The organism is Micromonospora fulviviridis, from assembly GCF_014648395.1.
In the GTDB taxonomy this organism is placed as follows: domain Bacteria; phylum Actinomycetota; class Actinomycetes; order Mycobacteriales; family Micromonosporaceae; genus Micromonospora; species Micromonospora fulviviridis.
Map to the genome: position 1 here is coordinate 320,000 of NZ_BMRA01000008.1, position 22,267 is coordinate 342,266.

Genomic DNA, 22,267 nt, shown 5'->3' on the forward strand with positions numbered 1-22,267 from the left:
GTTCAGCGGGTGGTGAAGCCGCCGTCGACGGTGAGGACGGAGCCGGTGACCTGCCGGGACTCGTCGGAGGCCAGCCAGACGGCGGCCGAGGCGACGTCCTCCGGCTCGATCAGGGCGTTCATCGGCTGTGCCTGGAGGAAGGTCTCCTCGTGCTCGGCGACCGGCACGTCGAGGGAGCGGGCGATCTCGGAGAGCATCCGTCCCTCCACGGCGTGGTCGTCCCGGACCGAGCCGGGGCAGAGCGCGTTGACCCGGACCTTCATGGGGGCGTAGTCCAGCGCGGTGGCCCGGGTGAGGCCGACGATGCCGTGCTTGGCCGCCACGTAGCCGGCGAAGTGCCGGTAGCCGACCAGCCCGGCGGTGGAGGCGACGTTGACGATGCTGCCGGCGCGCCGGCCGGTCATCACCTTGCCGACGGCCTTGGTCATCCGCCAGGCCCCGGAGAGGTCGACGTCGATCATGAGGGACCACTCGTCCTCGGTGATCTCGTCGGCGGTCTTACCGGACGGCGCCGCGATGCCGGCGTTGTTGACCAGCACGTCGACCGTGCCGAAGCGCTCGCAGGCCTGCTCCACGGCGGCCACCAGCGCGGCCAGGTCGCGGACGTCGGCGCGGACCGGCAGCACGGCGGCGCCCAGGTCGCGGCAGAGCGCGACGGTGTGCGCGAGCTGGCTCGCGGTGCCGAGCGGGTAGGGCACCCCGGGCAGGTCCTCGGCGCGGTCAAGCAGCACGAGGTCGGCACCCTGGGCCGCGAAGGCGGTGGCGCAGGCCCGGCCGATGCCGCGCGCCGCGCCGGTGACGATGGCGGTCTTCCCGGCGAGCCGCGCCCCGCCGGCGGTGGTGGTGGCGTCGGCGCTCATCCGCGGGCCAGCTCGCTCTCGACGAGCCGGAGCAGCCCGGCGGCGTCCTCGGTGAGGTACATGTGCCCGCCGTCGACCTCGACCTGGGTGAACTCGCCGCTGGTCGCCTTGCTCCACTCGCCGGTCTGCGCGGTGGTGACCAGTTCGTCGTCCCGGCCGTGCACGGCGGTGATCGGCACCGGCAGCGGCTCGTCGCCGCCCGGCCGGTAGTTCTCGTGCATCTCCACGTCGGCGCGGAGGATGGGCAGGATCAGCTCGCGCATCTCCTCGTCGGCGAGGGCCTCGTGGTCGTAGCCGGCGAACTCGCGTACCCGGAGCAGGAAGTCGTCGTCGGCGAGGCCGGTGGCCCGGTTGGTCCTTGCCGTCCACGGGCCGGGGCTGCCGCTGACGATCAGCCGGGTGACCGGGACGCCGCGGGCGACCAGCCGGTGCGCCAGCTCGTACGCGAGCACCGCCCCGAGGCTGTGCCCGAAGAGCGCGACCGGCCCGTCGACCTGCTCGACCAGGCCGGGCAGCAGCCCGTCGGCGGCCGTCGCCACGTCGGTGTACGGCTCCTCGGCGAGCCGCCACTCCCGCCCGGGCGGCTGCAGCGCGACGATCCGCAGCCGCTCCCCGACGAGCGCGGCCCACGGGTGGAAGAAGGAGGCGCCGGCGCCCGCGAAGGGTACGCACACCAGCGAGGTGGGTTGCATGTCGTTCCTCTCTCCGTTGGGGTGGGGCGTCAGGCCGACGGTCCGTCGTCGGGCAGCCAGGCCGCGACGGCCTGCCAGACCTGGCCGAGGATGTCGGGGCGGACCAGTTCGTCGTGCGAGCAGGGCAGGGCCCGTTCGGTGACGGCGCCGGTGACGTGCCGGGCCCATCGGCCGGCGACCGGCTCGCCGTCGGGGGCGCTGTCGGTGGAGGTGAGCAGCAGCGCGTCGCCGTCGAACACCCGGTAGCGGTGCCCGGCGCGGACCGCGGTGTTGTTCTGCACCACGCGGGCCAGGAGGCCGACCTCCTCGTCGGAGAAGCCGGCGATCACGTGCCCGAACTCGGCCCGGATCAGCTCCTCCCAGGGCACGTCCTCGGCCGTGGTCTCGGGCTCGTCGTCCTCGTCGGGCGGGTAGGAGTCCATGATGACCAGGAACACCTGCTCGCCCTGCTCGCGCAGCTGCACGGCGATCTCGTGGGCCGGCGCCACGCCGAAGGAGAAGCCCACCACGGTGTACGGCCCGGACGGCTGCACCGCCCGCATCCGCGCCACGTAGTCGGCGGCCATCTCGCGCAGCGAGGGCGCGAGCGCCCCGACGCCGTCGAGGCCGCTGGCCTGGAGGCCGTAGATCGGGTACGCCTCCGGCACGTGCCGGGCCAGCGGCATGTAGCACCAGCTCAGGCCGCCGGCGGGGTGGACGCAGAACAGCGGGGGCCGGTCGCCGCCGGTGCGGATGGGCAGCAGCACGTCCAGCGAGGCCCGCACCGAGGAGAGGCTCAGGGCGTTCATCAGACCGGCGACGGTGGGGCTGGCCATCACCTCCTGCACGGTGACCGCGATGCCGCGGACCTTGAGCCGCTGCACCAGGGCCACGGCGAGCAGCGAGTGCCCGCCGAGGGTGAAGAAGTCGTCGTCGACGCCGACCGTGGGCAGGCCGAGCACCTCGGCGAACGCCTCGCAGATGCGTTCCTCCAGCACGGCGAGGGGGCCGGGGGCGACCCGGGCGGTCCCGCCGCCCGCGCCGGGGGTGCCGGGCGCGGGCAGGGCGGCCCGGTCGAGTTTCCCGTTGCCGGTCAGCGGCAGGCTGTCGAGCTCGACGAACGCGGCCGGCACCAGGTACGCGGGCAGCCGCTCCTCGACGTACGCGCGCACGGTGTCGGTGACGTGCTCGCCGGCCTCGGCGGGCACCAGGTAGGCCACGAGGCGCTTGTCGCCCGGGGTGTCCTCGCGGACCAGCACGGCGGCCTGCGCGACCGCCGGGTGCGCGGCCAGCACGGCCTCGACCTCGCCGGGCTCGACCCGGTAGCCGCGGATCTTCACCTGCTCGTCCGCCCGGCCGACGAACACCAGTTCCCCGTCCGGGGTCCAGCGCACCTGGTCGCCGGTGCGGTACATCCGCTCCCCCGCACCGCCGTACGGGTCGGCCACGAACCGCTCGCCGGTCGGCCCCGGCCGGCCCGCGTAGCCGCGGGCCACCCCGGCCCCGGCCACGTACAGCTCGCCGGGCACACCCACCGGGACGGGCCGGAGCCGGTCGTCGAGAACGTACACCCGGGTGTTGTCCAGCGGCCGGCCGATCGGCAGGACGTCGCCGACCCGCGCCGGGTCGGTGACCTCGTGGTGGGTGGCGCAGAGGGTGATCTCGGTGGGGCCGTACATGTGCCGGACCCGGACCCCCGGGTTGGCGTCCAGGACGCGGCGGACCGCCGGGGCGGGCACCACGTCGCCGCCGGTGAGGACCTCGCGCAGCCCGGCGAAGCAGGCCGGGTCCTGTTCGGCGAGCACCCGCAGCAGGCCCGCGGTGACGTGCACGTGGGTGAGGTCGTGGCCGGTGATCAGGTCGCGCAGCACCGCCGGTTCGATCGCCCCGGCCGGGGCGACGACCACGGTCCCGCCGGAGAGCAGCGGCACCCAGATCTCGTACGTCGACGCGTCGAAGGCGTGCGGCGCGTGGAACAGCACCCGGGGCGTCGCACCCCACCCCCGGTCGTACGCCAGGCGCACCACGTCCCGGTGGGTGGTGACCACGCCCTTCGGCACGCCGGTCGAGCCGGAGGTGTACATCGAGTACACGGCCGCCGACGGGGGCACCGCGGGCAGCGCGGTTCCGGGCGCGTCCTCGTCGGTGTCGGCCGCGAGGACCACGGCGTCGCCGGCCGTGGTGACGAACTCGTGCGCGGCGGTCGGCGCGTGCACCAGGACCACGCGGGCGCCCGCGTCGGCGGCCACCGTACGCATCCGCGCCAGGGGCCAGGCCACGTCCAGCGGCAGGTAGACGCCGCCGGCCCTGACCACGGCCAGCAGCGCCACCAGCAGCTCGGCGGAGCGTTCCAGCACCACGGCCACCGGCGACTCCGGGCCGACGCCCGCCGCGACCAGCCGGCGGGCCAGCCGCTCGGCCCGCGCGTCCAGCTCGGCGTAGGACAGGGACACGTCGCCGGCCACCACGGCGATGCCGTCCGGGTCCGCCGCCACCCGGGCGGCGAACGCCTCGGCCACCGACACGTCCGCCACCGGGGTGGCCGTGTCGTTCCAGTCGACCAGGACCTGCCGCCGCTCGGCCCGGTCGAGCACGTCGACGCCGGTGAGCGGGAGGTCGGGTCCACCGTCGAGCCCGGCCTCCAGCGCGTCCACCAGGTTCGCGGTGGCGGTCGCCAGCAGCGCGCAGACCGCGTCGGGGCGGACCGGGGAGACGGCGTTGACGTTCACCCGCAGCCCCGCGCCGTCGTCGTCGATGGCGACCGACATCGGGTAGTTGGTGCGCTCCCGCATGGACAGCGCGCGGATGCCCTCGATCTCCTCGTCGGCGTGCGCCGCGGCCTGGCCGGGGGTGTTGTGCCGGTAGTTGAACAGCGCGGTGAACAGCGGCGCGCTGCCGGCCAGGCCGCTGGCCTGCTGGGCGGTGGTGAGCAGCGCGTGCTCGTGTTCCAGGAGCGCGGCGAGCTGGTCCCGCATGGCGGTGACCGCGGCCGCCGCGCCGGTGCCGCCGACCCGGACCCGGACCGGCAGGGTGTTGATGAACGGGCCGGGCACCCGGTCCGCGCCGGTGCTCAACCGGCCGAAGAGGATGGTGCCGAACACCACGTCGTCCCGGCCGGCCACGGCGGCGAGGACCCGGGCCCAGGCCACGTGCAGCACGGTCGCCGGGCTCACCCCGAGCCGGCGGGCCACGTCCCGGACCCGCGCGGACACCTCGGGCGCCAGCGGCAGCCCGGCGCGCACCAGGCCGGCGCCGTCGCCGTGCACGTCGAGCAGGCCGTACGGGGCAGTCGGCTCGGTCACGTCGCCGAGCAGGTCGGCGAAGTAGCGCTGGTGCTCGTCGGTGGAGATCCCACCCCGGGCCTGGGCGACGAAGTCGCGGAACGGCACCGGCGGGGGCAGCTGGTCGCCGCGGCCGAGCAGGATCGCCCGGACCTCGTCGAGCAGCACCTCCAGGCCCATGTGGTCCTGGACCATGTGGTGCACCCGGAGCAGCGCCAGCCAGGTGCCGTCGGGGCGGGGCGTGCCGTGGATGCTCAGCAGCGGCGCGGCGCCCAGGTCCATGGCGAGCCCGACGGTGTCCCGGAGCCGGTCGGCGGGGTCGCCGTCGCCCGGGTCGAGGGTCACCTCGTGCACCGGCAGCGTGGCCTGCCGCCACACCACCTGCACCGCCTCGCGCAGCCCCTCCCAGACCACCGCCGAGCGGTACACGTCGTTGCGGTCGATGACCTGCTGCAACGCGGCCACGAAGGCGTCCAGCCGGGCCCGGGAGTCGAACTCCACGAGGGCCGGCATGACGTAGACGTCCTCCCGGTCCTGGCCCGCCATCAGGTGGTGGAAGAGCATGCCCTCCTGGAGCGGGGCGAGCGGGTAGACGTCGGCGACGTTGGCCGCGCCGCCCGCCACGGTGGCGACCACCGCGGCGATCTCCTCGTCGGTCAGCTCGACCAGCGGCAGCATCTCCGGGGTGATCCGGTCCGCGCCGGCCGGGATCCGGTTCGCCGGCACGGCCAGCTGCTCCCGGCCGACGGCGGCGGCCAGCCCGGCCACCGTCGGGGTCTGGAACAGCGCCCGCACCGACACCGACACGCCGCGCTGGCGCAGCCGCTCGACCAGCGTGACGGCCAGCAGCGAGTGCCCGCCGAGGGCGAAGAAGTCGTCGTCCACGCCGACCGCCGGCAGCCCGAGCACCTCGGCGAAGACCGCGCAGATGATCTCCTCGCGGGGGGTCTCCGGGCCGCGCCCGGCGCCCGCGCCGGAGCCGAACTCGGGGGCCGGCAGGGCGCGCCGGTCGAGCTTGCCGTTGGCGGTCACCGGCAGCGCGTCGAGGACCACCACCGCGGCCGGCACCAGGTAGGCCGGGAGCCGCCCGGCGAGATGCCCACGGGCCGCCTCGGGAAGGCCGGCGGCGTCGACGTCCGGGCGGGCCGGCACGACGTAGCCGACCAGTCGCGGGTCGCCCGGCACGTCCTGGCGGGCCAGCACCACGGCCTCGGCCACGTCCGGGTGGGCGGCCAGCGCGGCCTGCACCTCGCCCGGCTCGATCCGGAAGCCGCGGATCTTCACCTGCTCGTCGACCCGGCCGGCGAAGACGAGCTGGCCGTCGGCCGACCAGCGGACCCGGTCGCCGGTGCGGTACATCCGCTGCCCGCCGGTGTCGAACGGGCAGGCCACGAAGCGTTCGCCGGTGAGCCCGGCCCGGCCCAGGTAGCCGCGGGCGAGCTGGCTGCCGGCCAGGTACAGCTCGCCGACCACGCCCGGCGGGACCGGGGTGAGGTGGTCGTCGAGGACGTACGCGCGGGTGTTGGCGATGGGCCGGCCGACCGGCGGGACGCCGGCCACGTCGTCGTCGGTCCACCAGGCGGTGGCGTAGACGGTGGCCTCGGTCGGGCCGTAGATGTTGGCCACCCGGACGCCGGGCAGCGCGCCGCGGACCCGGTTGACCGCCGACGCGGTGAGCGCCTCGCCGGCCAGCACCACGGTACGGGCGGAGGCGCGCACGCCGTCGCCGAGGACCCGGGACAGCGCGGAGGGCACCGCGCTGATCAGGCTCGCCGACCAGCCGGCGCCCGACCGGTCGGTGAGCGCCAGCAGGTCCGGGACCACCTCGATGCTGCCGCCGGAGACCAGCGGCCCGAACAGCTCGAAGACCGACACGTCGAAGTTGAGCGAGGTGGCGGCGAGCACCCGGGAGAACTCCTCCCGGGTGAACGCCCCGGCCGCCCAGGTGAGCAGGCCGACCGCCGTGCGGTGCTCGACCACCACGCCCTTGGGCCGACCCGTGGAGCCGGAGGTGTAGATGACGTACGCCCGGTGCCCGGGCAGCAGCGGGGCCCGCCGATCGGCGTCGGTGAGGTCGGCGGCGGGCAGGCCGGCCAGCTCGGCCGCGACGGCCGGGTCGTCCAGCAGCACGGTCGCCGGGGCGCCGGCGGGCAGCGCCGCCGCCGCACCGGTCGCGGTGAGCACGCAGACCGCCTCGGCGTCGCCGAGCAGGAAACCGATCCGGTCCGCCGGGTACGCCGGGTCGACCGGCAGGTACGCGGCGCCGGCCTTCCAGACGCCCAGCAGGGCGGCGATCGTGTCGGCGGAGCGGGGCAGGCAGACCGCCACCACCGACTCGGGTCCGACGCCCCGGCCGACCAGGTGCCGGGCGATCCGGTTGGCCCGGGCGTCCAGCTCGGCGTAGGTCAGCCGGGTCGCGCCGCAGGTCACCGCCGTCGCGTCCGGGGTGCGGGCCACCTGGGCCGCGAAGAGCGCCGGCACGGTGGTGTACGGCACCGGCAGGGCCGAGTCGTTCCAGCCGGCGAGCACCGCCCGCCGCTCGTCGCTGTCGAGCACGTCGACCTGGCTGACCCGCAGGTCCGGGTCCTGGGTGACGGCGTCGAGCACCCGGACCAGGCGGTCGGCGATCCGTTCCGCCGAGGCCGGGTCGAACAGGTCGGCGGCGGCGATCAGCGCGCCGTGCAGCCCGGCGGGCGTGCCGTCGGCGTCGAACGCCTCGCCGACGGTCACCTCCAGGTCGAACTTGGCCGCGGTGAGCCCGACCGGCAGGCCGCCGGTGCGGGCTCCGGCCAGTTCACCGCCGGCCGCGGCCGTGTTCTGGAGGGTGAGCATCACCTGGAAGATCGGGTGCCGGGCCAGCGAGCGAGCCGGGGCCAGTTCCTCGACGAGCCGCTCGAACGGCACGTCCTGGTTCTCGTAGGCGGCCAGGCCGGTGGCGCGGACCCGGGCCAGCAGCCGCCGGAAGGTGGGGTCGCCGCTCAGGTCGGTGCGGATCACCAGGGTGTTGACGAAGAACCCGACGAGCTCGTCGAGCCCCTGGTCGGTGCGGCCGGCGATGGCCGAGCCGATCGGCACGTCCCGGCCGGCGCCGAGGCGGGACAGCAGGGTCGCGAAGGCGGCCTGGAGCACCATGAAGACGGTGACGCCCTCGGCGCGGGCCACCTCGCGCAGCCGTTCGTGCACCTCGGCGGGCACCCGCAGCGGCACGTCGTGGCCCCGGTGGCCGGCCTCGGCGGGGCGGGGCCGGTCGACCGGCAGCTCCAGTTCCTCCGGCGCGCCGTCCAGGGCGGCCCGCCAGTAGGCGACCTGCCGCGCCAGCACGCTCTCCGGGTCGTCGTCGGCCCCGAGCAGGTCCCGCTGCCAGAGCGCGTAGTCGGCGTACTGCACCGGCAGCGGGGTCCACTCCGGAGCCCGGCCGGCGCGGCGCGCCGCGTACGCGGTGGCGAGGTCGCGGGCCAGCGGGGCCATCGACCAGCCGTCGCCGGCGACGTGGTGCACCAGCAGCACGAGCACGTGCTCGGTCGGGCCGGCGGTGAACAGCCAGGCGCGCACCGGCAGGTCGACGGCGAGGTCGAAGGGGGTGGCCGCCGCCTCGCCGGCCGCGTCGGCGAGCCGGTCGGCGGGCGTCCGGACCACGGTGAGTGCGAAGCCGCACCCGTCGAGCGGCAGCACCCGCTGGTACGGCTCGCCGTCGGCGATCGGGAACACGGTGCGCAGCACCTCGTGCCGCCCGACCACGTCGCGCAGCGCGGCGGCCAGCGCGTCGGTGTCCACCGGACCGTCGATGCGCTGCGCGAGGGGGATGTTGTAGGTGGCGTTCGGCCCTTCGAGGCGGCCGAGGAACCACAGCCGCCGCTGCGCGTACGACAGGGGCACCCGGTCGGGTCGGGGCCGGGCGGTGAGCGCGGGCCGGTCCGGCGCGGCGGCGCGGGCGAGCCGGTCGGCCAGGCCGGCCGGCGTGGGCGCCTCGAACACCGCGCGGATGGGCAGTTCCGCGCCGAGCACCACCCGGACCCGGCTGACCAGCCGGGTGACCAGCAGCGAGTGGCCGCCCAGGGCGAAGAAGTCGTCGTCCGGCCCGACCGTGGGCCGGCCCAGCACCTCGGCGAAGATGCCGCAGAGGATCTCCTCCCGGGCGGTGGCCGCCGGCCGGCCGCTGCCGGCGCCCTGCTCGGGGGCGGGCAGGGCGGCCCGGTCGACCTTGCCGTTGGCGGTCAGCGGCAGCGCCGGCAGCGGCACCACGGCGGCCGGCAGCAGGTAGTCGGGGAGCCGGTCGGCGGCGTGCGCGCGCAGCGTGGCCACCAGGGCGTCGCCCGGCGCGGTCGGGTCGGCCGGCACCACGTACGCGACGAGCCGCTTCTCGCCTGGGGTGTCCTCGCGGACGGTGACCACGGCGCGGGCCACCTCCGGGTGGCCCGCGAGGACCGCCTCGGCCTCGCCGGGCTCGACCCGGAAGCCGCGCAGCTTGACCTGCGCGTCGGCCCGGCCGACGAAGACCAGCCGCCCGTCGGGGTCGCGGCGCACCCGGTCGCCGGTGCGGTACATCCGCTCCCCCGGCGTGAACGGGCAGGCCACGAAGCGTTCCGCGGTCAGGCCCGGCGGGCCGGCGTAGCCGCGGGCCAGGCCGGCGCCGGCGGTGTACAGCTCGCCGACCACCCCGGCCGGGACCGGTCGCAGCGCCTCGTCGAGGACGTACACGCTGGTGTCCGGGATCGGCGCGCCGATCGGCACGGCCCCGGACAGCTCGTCGGGGCGTACCGGGTGGACGGTGGTGAAGGTGGTGTTCTCCGTGGGGCCGTACCCGTTGACGAGCTGGACCTGCGGCAGCCGGTCCAGCAGGGCGCGGCAGTGCGCCGGGGAGAGCACGTCGCCGCCGGCGAGCAGCCGGCGCAGGCCGGCCAGCGCGGTGACGTCGGCGTCGACCACCTCGTGGAAGAGGCCGGCGGTCAGCCAGAGCGTGCTGACCCGTTGGTCGGTGAGGAAGGCGCGCAGCTCGGCCACGGACAGCGCCCCGGGCGGGGCCACGGCCAGCGTGGCGCCGGTGAGCAGGGCGCCCCAGATCTCGAAGGTGGCCGCGTCGAAGGAGACCGAGGCGAGCTGCGCCACCACGTCGCCGGGGCCGAGCGGGGCCACCCCGGGGGCGCGGACCAGCCGGTCGATGGCCGCGTGCGGCACCACGACCCCCTTGGGCCGGCCGGTGGAGCCGGAGGTGAACATGACGTACGCCGGGTGGTCGGGGCGGAGTCCGGCGGGTCCGGCCGGGTCGGCGGCGTCGAGCGCGGCCCGGGTGGCCGGGTCGTCGAGGACCAGCCGGTCGGCCGCCACCGGCAGCGCGGTGGTCACCGCGCCCGTGGTGAGCAGCAGTCGCGGCGCGGCGTCGGCGACCATGTCGGCGATCCGGCCGGCCGGGTAGCCGGGGTCGACCGGCAGGTAGGCGCCGCCGGCCTTGAGGATCGCCAGCAGCGCCACCACCAGCTCGGCGGAGCGGTCCAGCAGCACGCCGACCACGGTCTCCGGCCCGACCCCGCGGTCGCGCAGCAGCCGCGCCAGCCGGCCGGCGCGGGCGTCCAGTTCGGCGTACGTCCAGGCGCCGGCCGCGTCGACCAGGGCGACCCCGTCCGGGGTACGCGCGACCTGCGCGGCGAACGCGGCCGGGACGGTCAGCGCCGGCACGCCCCGGCCGGTGCGGTTCGGCTCCTCGACCAGCCGCCGGTACCCGTCGTCGTCCAGCACCGGCACCGCGGCCAGCGGGGTTTCCGGGGCGTCGGTGAGCGTGTCGACCAGGTGCGCCAGGCAGGTGTGCAGCAGCGCGCACACGTCGTCCGGGTCGGCCGGAGCCACCGCGTCGACGCTGAGCAGGAACCGCTCCCCCAGGTCGTCGACGGAGACGGTGACCGGGTAGTTGCTCCGCTCCCGGGAGGCCACCTGCTCGATGCCGTCCACCCCGTCGTCGGCGGGCCCGCCCGCCGGCGGCGCGCTGTGCCGGAAGTTGAACAGCGCGGTGAACAGCGGCTGCCCGTTCGGCACCCCGCTGGCGGTCTGGGCGAGGGTGAGCGGGGCGTGCTCGTGCGCCAGCAGCTCGGCGAGCTGGACGCGCAGGGCGGCCAGCGCGTCGCCGGTGCCGTCGTCGAGCCGGACGCGCACGGGCAGGGTGTTGATGAACGGGCCGAGGACGCGGGCGTCGCCGCCGCCGGCGCCGAGCCGGCCGGAGAGGACGGTGCCGAAGACCACGTCGTCCCGGCCCGCCAGGGTGCCGAGGACCCGCGCCCAGGCCAGGTGGAACAGGGTGGCCGGGCTGACCCCGTGGGAGCGGCCGAGCCGGCGTACCCGGGTGGCCAGGTCGTCGGCGACGAGGCGCTGCGCGCCGCGCAGGTCGGCCGCGTCGCCGTGCGCGTCGGTGAGGCCGTACGGGGCGGTGGTCTCGGTGACGTCGCCGAGCAGGGCCCGGAAGTACGCCTCCTGCTCGTCGCGGGAGGCGCCGTGCCGGGCCCGGGCCACGAACTCCCGGAACGGCAGCGGGTCGGGCAGCTCGTGGCCGCGCCCGGTCAGGAACGCCAGCACCTCGGCGAGCAGCGCCTCCAGGGCGGTGTGGTCCTGCACGAGGTGGTGGATGCGCAGCAGGCCCAGCCAGCGGCCGGTGCCCGGCTCGGCGGCCACCCGCATCCGCAGCAGCGGCGGGCGGTCCAGCGCCAGCCAGGCGCCGCCGTCGGCGAGCAGCGCGGCGACCGGGTCCGCGGCGCCTGCCAGGCTCACCTCCTCCACCGGCAGCTCGACGTGCCGGGCCACCACCTGCACCGGCTCGCGCAGCCCGGCCCAGACCACGGCCGTGCGGTAGATGTCGTGCCGCCGCACCACCGCCGACAGGGCGGCGAGGAAGTCGTCGAGCCGGTCCCGGGTGGCGAACCGGAGCACGGTGGGCAGCACGTAGACGTCGTCGCCGTCCCGGTCGGCCATCAGGTGGTGGAAGAGGATGCCCTCCTGGAGCGGGGCGAGCGGGTAGACGTCGGCGACGTTGGCCGCCCCGCCCGGGACCGCCGCGACCACGGTGGCGAGTTCCTCCGGGGTCAGGTCGACCAGGGGGAGCATCTCCGGGCCGAGTTCCCGGGCGCCGTCGGGGATCCGGTTGGGCGGCACGGGCACCGAGGCGACGCCCGTGGCGGCGGCCAGGCCGGCCGGGGTGGGGGTGGTGAACAGCGCCCGCACCGGCACGGTCACGCCGAGCCCGCGCAGGTGCTCGACCAGGGCGACGGCGAGCAGCGAGTGCCCGCCGAGGGCGAAGAAGTCGTCGTCCATCCCGACGGCGGGCAGGCCGAGCACGGCGGCGAAGGCGGCGCAGAACAGCTCCTCGCGGGCGTCGGCGGGGGCCCGGCCGGCCCCGGCCGCGCCGGCGTGGTCCGGGGCGGGCAGCGCCCGGCGGTCCACCTTGCCGTTGGCGGTCAGCGGCAGCGCGTCGAGCACCACCACGGTGGACGGCACCAGGTACGCCGGCAGCCGCCCGGCCAGGTGCCCGCGCAGCGCGGCGACGTCCACCCCGGCGGCACCGGCCGGCACCACGTAGCCGACGAGCCGCCGGTCGCCAGGGCTGTCCTCGCGGACCACGGCGGTGGCCCGGGCGACGGCGGGGTGCCCGGCCAGCGCGGCCTCGACCTCGCCCAGCTCGATCCGGAAGCCGCGGATCTTCACCTGGTCGTCGGCGCGGCCGACGAACGCCAGGCTGCCGTCGGCCCGCCAGCGGACCACGTCGCCGGTGCGGTACATCCGCTCCCCGGCGGCCCCGTACGGGCAGGCCACGAAGCGCTCGGCGGTGAGGTCGGGGCGGCCGTGGTAGCCCTGGGCCACCTGGTCGCCGGCCAGGTACAGCTCCCCGGGGCAGCCCACCGGGACGGGCCGCAGCGCGGCGTCCAGCACGTACGCCCGGGTGTTCCACAGCGGACGGCCGATCGGCACCTGGCCGGCCGGCTCGCCGCCCAGCTCGGCGGTGGTGGCCCAGACGGTGACCTCGGTCGGGCCGTACAGGTTGGTCACCGAGCGGGCCCGGGCGGTCAGCGCGGCGGCCTGGGCGGGCGGCAGCGCCTCGCCGCCGACCAGCACCCGCAGCCCGGCCAGCGCGTCGGCGTGCCCGGCGGCCAGCGCGTGCCACCAGGCGGGGGTGGCCTGGGCGACGGTCACCCCGGCCCGGCGGATCAGCGCGGCGGCGGCCGCCGGGTCGCGGACCACGGCCTCGTCGGCGAGGACCACCGCGGCGCCGGCGAGCAGCGGCAGGTACAGCTCCAGCACGTGGATGTCGAAGGCCACGGTGGTGACGGCGAGCAGCCGGTCGGCCGGGGTGAGCGGGGTGGTGGCGGCCATGGCGGCGAGGAAGTTGGCCAGCGCGCCGTGCGGGACCACCACCCCCTTGGGCCGGCCGGTGGAGCCGGAGGTGTAGATGACGTACGCCGGGTGCTCGGGGCGCGGCGCGGCCGCCGGCGCGGGGCCGGCCTCGGCCAGCTCGGCCACGGTGGCCGGGTCGTCCAGCAGCAGCGCGCCGGCGGCGTCGGCGAGGGCGGTGTTGCCGGCGCGGGCCCGCACCGTGGTGAGCAGCAGCGCGGGCGCTGCGTCGGCGAGCATCCAGCCGACCCGCTCGGCCGGGTACCCGGGGTCGATCGGCAGGTAGGCCGCGCCGGTGCGCAGCACCGCGAGCAGGGCGACCACCAGGTCGGCGGTCCGGTCCAGGCAGATCGCGACGAGCGCGCCGGGGCGGGCGCCCCGGGCGGCGAGGAACCCGGCGAGCCGGTCCACCCGGGCGGCCAGTTCGGCGTGGTCGAGCCGGGTCTCCCCGGCGAGCAGGGCGAGGGCGTGCGGGGTGGCGGCGGCCCGGTCGCGGATCAGGTCGGCGACGGGCCGGGCGGGAACCGGGGCGTCGGTGGCGTTCCACTCCTCGACCACCCGCCGGTGCTCGGCCGGGTCGAGCACGTCGACGGTGCTGAGCCGGGCGTCGGGGTCGGCGGCGAGGCCGGCCAGGACGCGGACCAGGTAGCCGGCGACCCGCTCGACGGTGTGCCGATCGAACAGGTCGGCGGCGGCGATCAGGGTGCCTCTCATCCCGGCCGGCGCGCCGTCCGGGTCGTACGCCTCGGTGAGGCTGACGTCCAGGTCGAACTTGGCCGGCACCTCGTCGGTGGGGAACGACTCGGTGGACAGCTCGGGCAGCCGGGGCGCGGTCCCGCCCCCGGTGGCCAGGTTCTGGAGGGTGAGCAGCACCTGGAACAGCGGGTGCCGGGCCAGCGAGCGGGCCGGGGCCAGCTCCTCGACCAGCCGCTCGAACGGCACGTCCTGGTGGGCGTACGCGTCCAGGGCGGTCTCCCGCACCCGGGCCAGCAGCTCCGTCACGGTCGGGTCGCCGGACAGGTCGGTGCGCATCACCAGGGTGTTCACGAAGAACCCGACGAGGTCGTCCAGCCCCTGGTCGGTGCGCCCGGCCACGGCCGCGCCGATCGGCACGTCGGTGCCGGCGCCGAGCCGGGACAGCACCACCGCGAGGGCGGCCTGCACGGCCATGAACACCGTCACCCCGGCCGAGCGGGCCAGCCCGACCAGGTCGCGGTGCAGCGCGGCGGGCACGTCGACCTCGACGAGGTGCCCCCGGTACGAGGGCTGCGCCGGGCGGGGCCGGTCGGTGGGCAGCTCCAGCTCCTCGGGCGCGCCGGCCAGCACCGCCCGCCAGTGGGCCACCTGCCGGGCCACGGTGCTGTCCGGGTCGTCCTCGGCGCCGAGCAGCTCGCGCTGCCAGAGCGCGTAGTCGGCGTACTGCACGGGCAGCGGGGTCCAGTCGGGGGTCCGGCCGGCGCGGCGGGCCGCGTACGCGGTGGCGACGTCGCGGGACAGCGGGCCCATGGACCAGCCGTCCGCGGCGATGTGGTGCACCACGAGCACGAGCACGTGCTCGTCCGGGGCGACGGCGAAGAGGGTGACCCGCAGCGGCACCTCGGCGGCCAGGTCGAACGGATACGCGGCGGCCTCGGCCACCCGGGCGGCCAGCTCGGCCGGACGCACCTCGACCACCTCGACCCGGACGCCGGTCTCCGCGACCGCCAGCACCCGCTGGTGCGGCTCGCCGTCGGCGACCTCGTAGACGGTGCGCAGCACCTCGTGCCGGTCGAGCACGTCCCGCACCGCCGCGTCGAGGGCGGCCCGGTCCAGGTCGCCGGTGAGCCGCAGCGCCACCGGGATGTCGTAGGTGGCGCTCGGTCCCTCCAACTGGCCGAGGAACCACAGCCGGCGCTGCGCGAAGGAGAGCGGCACCCGCGCCGGCCGGGGCCGGGCGGTCAGCGCCACCCGGCCGGCCCGCGCGTCGCGCAGCCGGGCGGCGAGCGCCGCCGGGGTACGCGCCTCGAACAGCGCCCGGATCGGCACCTCCAGCCCGAGCAGGGCCCGGACCCGGCTGACCAGGCGGGTGGCGAGCAGCGAGTGCCCGCCGAGGGTGAAGAAGTCGTCGTCCACGGCGACCCGGTCGAGGCCGAGCACGTCGGCGAAGGCGGCGCAGAGCAGTTCCTCGCGGGCGTCGGCCGGGGCCCGGCCGGCCGGGCCGCCGAGGTCGGGGGCGGGCAGGGCGGCCCGGTCGAGCTTGCCGTTGACGGTCAGTGGCAGCGCGTCGAGGGTCACGAACGCGGCCGGCACGAGATACGCGGGCAGCCGCTCGGCGGCGTGCTCCCGCACGGTGTCGGCGATCGGCGCGCCGTCCTCGGCGGGCACCAGGTACGCGACGAGCCGCGGGTCGCCGGGGGTGTCCTCGCGGACCACCACGGCGGCCTGCGCGACGGCCGGGTGGTCGGCCAGCACGGCCCGCACCTCGCCCGGCTCGATCCGGAAGCCGCGGATCTTCACCTGGTCGTCGGCCCGGCCGGCGAAGACGAGCTGGCCGTCGGCGGTCCACCAGGCCCGGTCGCCGGTGCGGTACATCCGCTCCCCCGGCGCGTACGGGCAGGCCACGAAGCGTTCGGCGGTGAGGGCGGGCCGGCCGACGTAGCCGCGGGCGAGCTGCCGGCCGGCCACGTACAGCTCGCCGGTGACGCCGACGGGCACCGGCTGGAGCCGGTCGTCGAGCACGACGAGGCGGTTGCCGGTGACCGGGCCGCCCATGGGTACCCGCCCGTCGGGGCCGACGTCGACCGCACCGGCGGTGACCATGACCGTCGCCTCGGTCGGCCCGTACGTGTTGACCAGGTTCCGGCCGGCGGACCAGGCGCGGGCCTGGGCGGTGCTGATCGGCTCGGCGCCGACCAGGATGGTCCCCACGTCGGGCAGTTCGGCCGGGTCGAGGGTGGCCAGCAGGGACGGGACCACGCTGGTGGCGGTGACGCCCTGCGCGCGGACCAGGGCGGTGAGCTGGGCGGTGTCGGCGCGCTCGGCGGGCGCGGCGACCACCAGGGTGCCGCCGGCGACCAGGGTGACGGCCACGTCGAGCACCGAGGCGTCGAAGCTGAACGAGGCGAACTGGAGCACCCGGACGCCGGGGGCCGCGCCGAGCACCGGGCCGTAGTGCACCGCCATGCTGGCCAGGGCGGCGTGCGCGACGGCGACGCCCTTGGGCCGGCCGGTCGACCCGGACGTGTAGATGACGTACGCGAGCTGCTCGGGCGCGACCCGGGGCAGCGGCCGGCCGGCGTCGTCCGGGCCGAGGTCGTCGAGGCGCAGCACCGGCCGGCCGGGCAGCCGGTCGACCAGCTCGGCGGGGCCGGCCACGAGGGCGGCGCCGCTGTCGGCCAGCATGAACTCCAGCCGGTCGAGGGGGTACTCCGGGTCCAGCGGCACGTACCCGACGCCGGCCCGCCAGGCGGCGACGACGGCCACCACCATCTCGGGTCCGCGCGGCAGGCAGAGCCCGACCACCGACTCGGCGCCGAGCCCGCGGGCCAGCAGCGCCCGGGCCAGCCGGGCGGAGCGGTCGTCCAGCTCGGCGTAGGTCAGCGCGACGCCGTCGCCGACGACGGCGAGCGCGCCGGGGTCGGCGGCGGCCCGCGCGGCGATCAGCTCCGGCACGGTCGCCGTGGGCGTGCTACCGGCCGGCGGCTCGGGCAGCACCCGGCGCCGCTCGTCGGCGTCGAGCACCCCGATGGCGGCCAGCGGCGTGCCGGGGGCCTCGTCGAGGGCGGTGACCAGGTTGGTCAGGGCCGTGGTGAGCATGGCGCAGACCTGCGCCGGGTCGACCGGCGCCACGGCGGTGGCGGTGATCCCGAAGCGCGGCCCGTCCACGTCGACGGCGACGTCGAGCGGGTAGTTGGTCTGCTCGCGGGCGAAGACGGTGTGCATGCCGCGCATGCCGTCGCCCGCGCCGGCCGGGGCCTGGTTGTGCCGGTAGTTGAAGATCGACGTGAAGACCGGGCTGCCGCCGGGCAGACCGCTGGCGGCCTGGGCCAGGGCGAGCGGGGCGTGCTCGTGCACCAGCAGGTCGGCGAGCTGCTCGCGGAGGCCGTCGAGCGCCTCGGCGACGGCGTGCCCGGCGAGCCGGACCCGGACCGGCAGGGTGTTGATGAACAGGCCGGGCACCCGGTCGGCGCCGGCGCCGGCGTTCATCCGGCCGAACAGGACGCTGCCGAAGACCACGTCGTCCCGGCCGGAGACGGTGCCGAGCACCCGGGCCCAGGCCAGGTGGAACACGGTGGCGGGGCTGACCCCGTGGGTACGGGCCACCGCCCGGATCCGCTCGGCGAGCGCGTCGTCGACCGGGACGTGGGCGTGCACCGCCGCGGCGCCGTCGCCGTGCACGTCGGTGAGGCCGTACGGGGCGGTCGGCTCGGTGACGTCGCCGAGGAGGCGGGCGAAGTGCCGCTGGTGCGCCTCCCGGGAGAGGCCGAGCCGGGCCTGGGCGACGAACTCGCGGAACGGCACCGGCGGCGGCAGCTCGTCGCCGCGCCCGTCGAGGAATGCCTGGAGCTGGTCGAGGACCACGTCCAGGGCGGTGTGGTCCTGCACGAGGTGGTGGACGCGGAGCAGGGCGAGCCAGGCGCCGCCCGCCTCGCCGGCCACGTGCACGTGCAGCAGCGGTGCGGTGCCGAGGTCCATCCGGTCACCGGCGGCGGCGAGCAGCTGGTCGACCGGGTCGGCGCCGGCCGGGTCGAGCGCGACCTCGCGCACGGGCAGCGGGGCGTGCCGGAGCACCACCTGCACGGGTTCGCGCAGTCCCTCGTGGACGATCGCGGTGCGGTAGACGTCGTTACGGTCGACCACCCGTCGAAGGGCGGTCAGGAACGCGTCGAGCCGGTCCCGGGAGTCGAAGCGGACCACGGTCGGGGTGACGTAGACGTCGGCGCCGTCGCCGAGCAGGTGGTGGAAGAAGATGCCCTCCTGGAGCGGGGCCAGGGGGTAGACGTCGGCCACGTTGGCCGCGCCGCCGGGTACGGCGGCCACGACGGTGGCGACCTCGGCGTCGGTGAGGTCGACCAGCGGCAGCATGGCCGGGGTGATCTCGTCGGCGCCGTCGGGGATGAGGTTCGGCGGGACGGTCACCGCGCCGCCGCCGGCCACGGCGGCCAGCCCGGCCGGGGTGGGCGTGGTGAACAGGGCGCGCACGGAGAGGCCGACGCCCCGCTCGCGGAGCCGTTCCACCAGGGACACCGCGAGCAGGGAGTGGCCGCCGAGGGCGAAGAAGTCGTCGTCGACGCCGACCCGGTCGATGCCGAGGACCTCGGCGAACGCCTGGCAGATCTGCTCCTCCCGCGCGGTGGCCGGTGCCCGGCCCGCGCCGGCCGCGCCCGCGTAGTCGGGCGCGGGCAGGGCCTTGCGGTCGAGCTTGCCGTTGACAGTCAGCGGCAGCGCGGCCAGCACCACCAGGGCCGACGGCACGAGGTACCCGGGCAGCCGCGCCGCGGCGAAGTCGCGGACCGACCCGGCCAGGTCGGCCTCCTCGGCGCCCTCGGCGGGCACCAGGTAGCCGACGAGGCGGGTGTCACCGGTGTCCCGGCGGGCCACCACGGCGGCCTGCCCGACGGCGGGATGCTCGGCGAGCACCGCCGCCACCTCGCCGGGCTCGATCCGGAAGCCGCGGATCTTCACCTGGTCGTCGGCGCGGCCGGCGAAGACCAGCCGCCCGTCCGTCGTCCACCGCGCCCGGTCGCCGGTGCGGTACATCCGCTCCCCGGGCACGAACGGGCAGGCCACGAAGCGCTCGCCGGTCAGCCCGGCCCGGCCCACGTAGCCGCGGGCGAGCTGGGCACCGGCCACGTATAGCTCGCCGACCACGCCCGGCGGCACCGGGTTGAGCCACTCGTCGAGCAGGTGGACGCGCAGGCCGGGCAGGCCGCGGCCGATCACGCTGCCGGCGTCCACGTCGGACGGTTCGAGGGCCTGGTAGGTGACGTGCACGGTGGTCTCGGTGATGCCGTACATGTTGACCAGCCGCGGCCCGGACTCCCCGTGCCGCGCCCACCAGCCGGCCAGCCGGGCCGGGTCGAGGGCCTCCCCGCCGAAGACCACGGCGCGCAGCGCGCCGGGCCGCAGGCCGGCGGCGAGAAGCTGGTAGAAGGCCGACGGGGTCTGCGACAGCATCGTCACGCCCTCGCGCGCGACGAGGTCGGCGAACTCCTCCGGGGAGCGGGAGACGGCGTACGGGACCACGACGACGCGACCGCCGTGCAGCAGGCCGCCCCAGATCTCCCAGACCGAGAAGTCGAACGCGAACGAGTGGAACCAGGACCACACGTCGTCGGCGCGGAAGTCGAACAGGGCACCGGTGGCGGCGAAGAGGGCCACCACGTCGCGGTGCGGCACCAGCACGCCCTTCGGGGTGCCGGTCGAGCCGGACGTGTAGATCACGTACGCCGGGTGCTCGGGGCGCAGCGGCCGAATGCGGGCCGCACGACCCGCGCCGGCCCCGGCGGCCGGGTCGGGCTCGTCGAGCACCAGCACCGGCCCGCCGGGCGGCACCACCGCCGTGTGCGCGGTGCTGGTGAGCACGCAGGCCGCGGCCGCGTCGGCGAGCACGAAGGCGATCCGCTCGGCCGGGTACGCGGGGTCGATCGGCAGGTACGCGGCACCGGCCTTGAGCACGCCGAGCAGCGCCACCACCAGGTCGGCGGTGCGGGCCATGACGACACCGACCAGGGACTCCGGCCCGACGCCGTGCCCGACGAGCCGGCGGGCCACCGCGTCGGCGCGGGCGTCGAGTTCGGCGTACGTGAGCCGGGTGTCGCCGTCGGTGAGCGCGACCGCGTCGGGGGTGCGGGCGGCCTGCGCCTCGAAGAGGTCGGGCAGGGTCACGTCCGGGACCGGCACCGGGGCGGCGTTCCACTCCGTGAGGATCCGGCGGCGCTCGTCGGCGTCGAGCAGCGGCAGCGCGCTGAGCCGCCGCCCGGGGTCGCGGGTGAGCGCGTCGAGCATCCGGACCAGCCGGTCGGCGAGGCGGGCGGCGGTGTCCGGCTCGAACAGGTCGGCGGCGGCGATCAGCGCGCCGCGCAGCCCGGCGGGGGCGCCGTCGGCGTCGTAGGTCTCGTCGAAGCTGACGTCCAGGTCGAACTTGGCCGGCACGGCGCCGGTCGGCACCACGGTGGCGGTCAGGCCGGGCAGGTCGGCGCGGGGACCGCCGGACCGGTCCGCGTTCTGCAGGGTGAGCATCACCTGGAACAGCGGGTGGCGGGCCAGCGAGCGGACCGGCGCCAGCTCCTCGACGAGCCGCTCGAACGGCACGTCCTGGTGGGCGAGCGCCTGCAACGAGTTCTCCCGCACCCGGGCCAGCACCTCGGCGACCGTCGGGTCGCCGGTGAGGTCGGTGCGCATGACCAGGGTGTTGACGAAGAACCCGACGAGGTCGTCGAGCGCCGGGTCGGTGCGGCCGGCGACGGCCGCGCCGATCGGCACGTCGGTGCCGGCGCCGAGCCGGGACAGCAGCACGGCCAGTCCGGCCTGGAGGGTCATGTAGAGGGTGACGCCGTGCCGGCGGGCCAGCCGGTGCAGCCGGTCGTGCAGCTCCGCGGGCACGTCCAGGTCGACCAGGTGGCCGCGGTGGCCGGCCTCGGTGGGCCGGGCCCGGTCCGCGGGCAGGTCCAGTTCCTCGGGTACGCCGGCCAGGGCCCGCCGCCAGTGGTCGAGCTGGGCGGCGGCCAGGCTGTCCGGGTCGTCCTCGGCGCCCAGCAGCTCGCGCTGCCAGAGGGCGTAGTCGGCGTACTGCACGGGCAGCGGCGGCCAGTCGGGTGCCTCGCCGCGGAGCCGGGCGGCGTACGCGGCGGAGACGTCGGCGGCGAGTGGGGCCATGGAGGCGCCGTCGCCGGCGATGTGGTGCACGACGAGGACCAGCACGTGCTCGTCGGGGGCGACGGCGAGGAGGGTGGCCCGCAGCGGCAGCTCGGCGGCCAGGTCGAACGGGTACGCGGCGGCCCCGGCCACCCGGGCGGCCACCTCGTCGGCGGCCACCTCGACGACCTCGACCCGGAAGCCGGTCTCCGCGACGGGCAGCACCCGCTGGTACGGCTCGCCGTCGGCGACCGCGTACCCGGTGCGCAGCACCTCGTGCCGGGCCAGGACGTCGCGGAGCGCGGCGTCCAGGGCGGCCCGGTCGAGGTGGCCGGTGAGCCGCAGCGCGACCGGGATGTTGTAGGTGGCGCTGGGCCCGTCGAGCTGGCCGAGGAACCAGAGCCGGCGTTGCGCGAAGGAGAGCGGTACGCGCTCGGGGCGCGGCCGGGCGGTCAGCGCGACGCGGCCGGCGCCGGCCCGGGCGAGCCGGTCGGCGAGCGCCGCCGGGGTGCGCGCCTCGAACAGGGCGCGGATGGGCAGTTCCACCCCGAAGACCGCGCGGACCCGGCCGACGAGGCGGGTGGCGAGCAGGGAGTGCCCGCCGAGGGCGAAGAAGTCGTCGTCCGACCCGACGGCGGGCAGGTCGAGCACGTCGGCGAAGACCTGGCAGAGCAGTTCCTGCTGGGCGGTGGCGGGGGCGCGACCGGTGCCGCCGGCGGTCCAGTCGGGGGCGGGCAGGGCGGCCCGGTCGAGCTTCCCGTTGCCGGTCAGCGGCAGGCTGTCGAGTTCGACGAACGCGGCCGGCACCAGGTACGCGGGCAGCCGCTCCTCGACGTGCGCCCGGACGGTGTCGGTGACGTGCTCGCCGGTCTCGGCGGGGACGAGGTAGGCGATGAGGCGCCTGTCGCCGGGGGTTTCCTCGCGGACCAGCACGGCGGCCTGCGCCACGGCGGGGTGCGCGGCCAGCACGGCCTCGACCTCGCCGGGCTCGACCCGGTAGCCGCGGATCTTCACCTGGTCGTCGGCGCGGCCGACGAAGAGGAGTTCCCCATCTGGGGTCCAGCGGACCTGGTCGCCGGTGCGGTACATCCGGCCGCCGGTGAACGGGTCGGCCACGAACCGCTCCCCCGTCAACCCCGGCCGCCCCAGGTAGCCCCGGGCGACGCCGGCCCCGGCCACGTACAGCTCGCCGGGCACACCCACCGGGACCGGCTGGAGGCGGTCGTCCAGGACGTACACCCGGGTGTTGTCC

At 76.9% G+C, this 22,267-nt stretch carries 3 protein-coding genes; all 3 read right to left on the reverse strand.

Annotated elements, in window-relative coordinates:
- Positions 1–2: 2 nt before the first annotated feature.
- From IEY96_RS22610 to IEY96_RS22620, 3 genes are read right to left on the reverse strand one after another with little or no spacing between them, the layout of a single operon-like run.
- On the reverse strand, positions 3–860 hold the full coding sequence (locus tag IEY96_RS22610) for an SDR family oxidoreductase (protein ID WP_189196798.1): 858 nt from the start codon (positions 858–860) through the stop codon (positions 3–5).
- Positions 857–1,552 carry a thioesterase II family protein gene (locus tag IEY96_RS22615; protein WP_189196799.1) on the reverse strand — a complete coding sequence of 232 codons (696 nt, stop codon included), beginning with the start codon at positions 1,550–1,552 and terminating at the stop codon, positions 857–859. Before IEY96_RS22615 ends, IEY96_RS22610 begins: the two co-directional genes overlap by 4 nt.
- A gap of 29 nt (positions 1,553–1,581) precedes the next feature.
- The gene (locus IEY96_RS22620; protein ID WP_229791801.1) at positions 1,582–22,254 is read right to left on the reverse strand and encodes a non-ribosomal peptide synthase/polyketide synthase; all 20,673 of its coding nucleotides are present in this window, start codon (positions 22,252–22,254) and stop codon (positions 1,582–1,584) included.
- Between the last annotated feature and the right edge of the window lie 13 nt (positions 22,255–22,267).

Excerpts from the sequence above, each read along its gene's own strand:
- IEY96_RS22610 (WP_189196798.1), bottom strand. The coding sequence starts at position 860 with ATGAGCGCCGACGCCACCACCACCGCCGGCGGGGCGCGGCTCGCCGGG.
- IEY96_RS22615 (WP_189196799.1), bottom strand. The coding sequence starts at position 1,552 with ATGCAACCCACCTCGCTGGTGTGCGTACCCTTCGCGGGCGCCGGCGCC.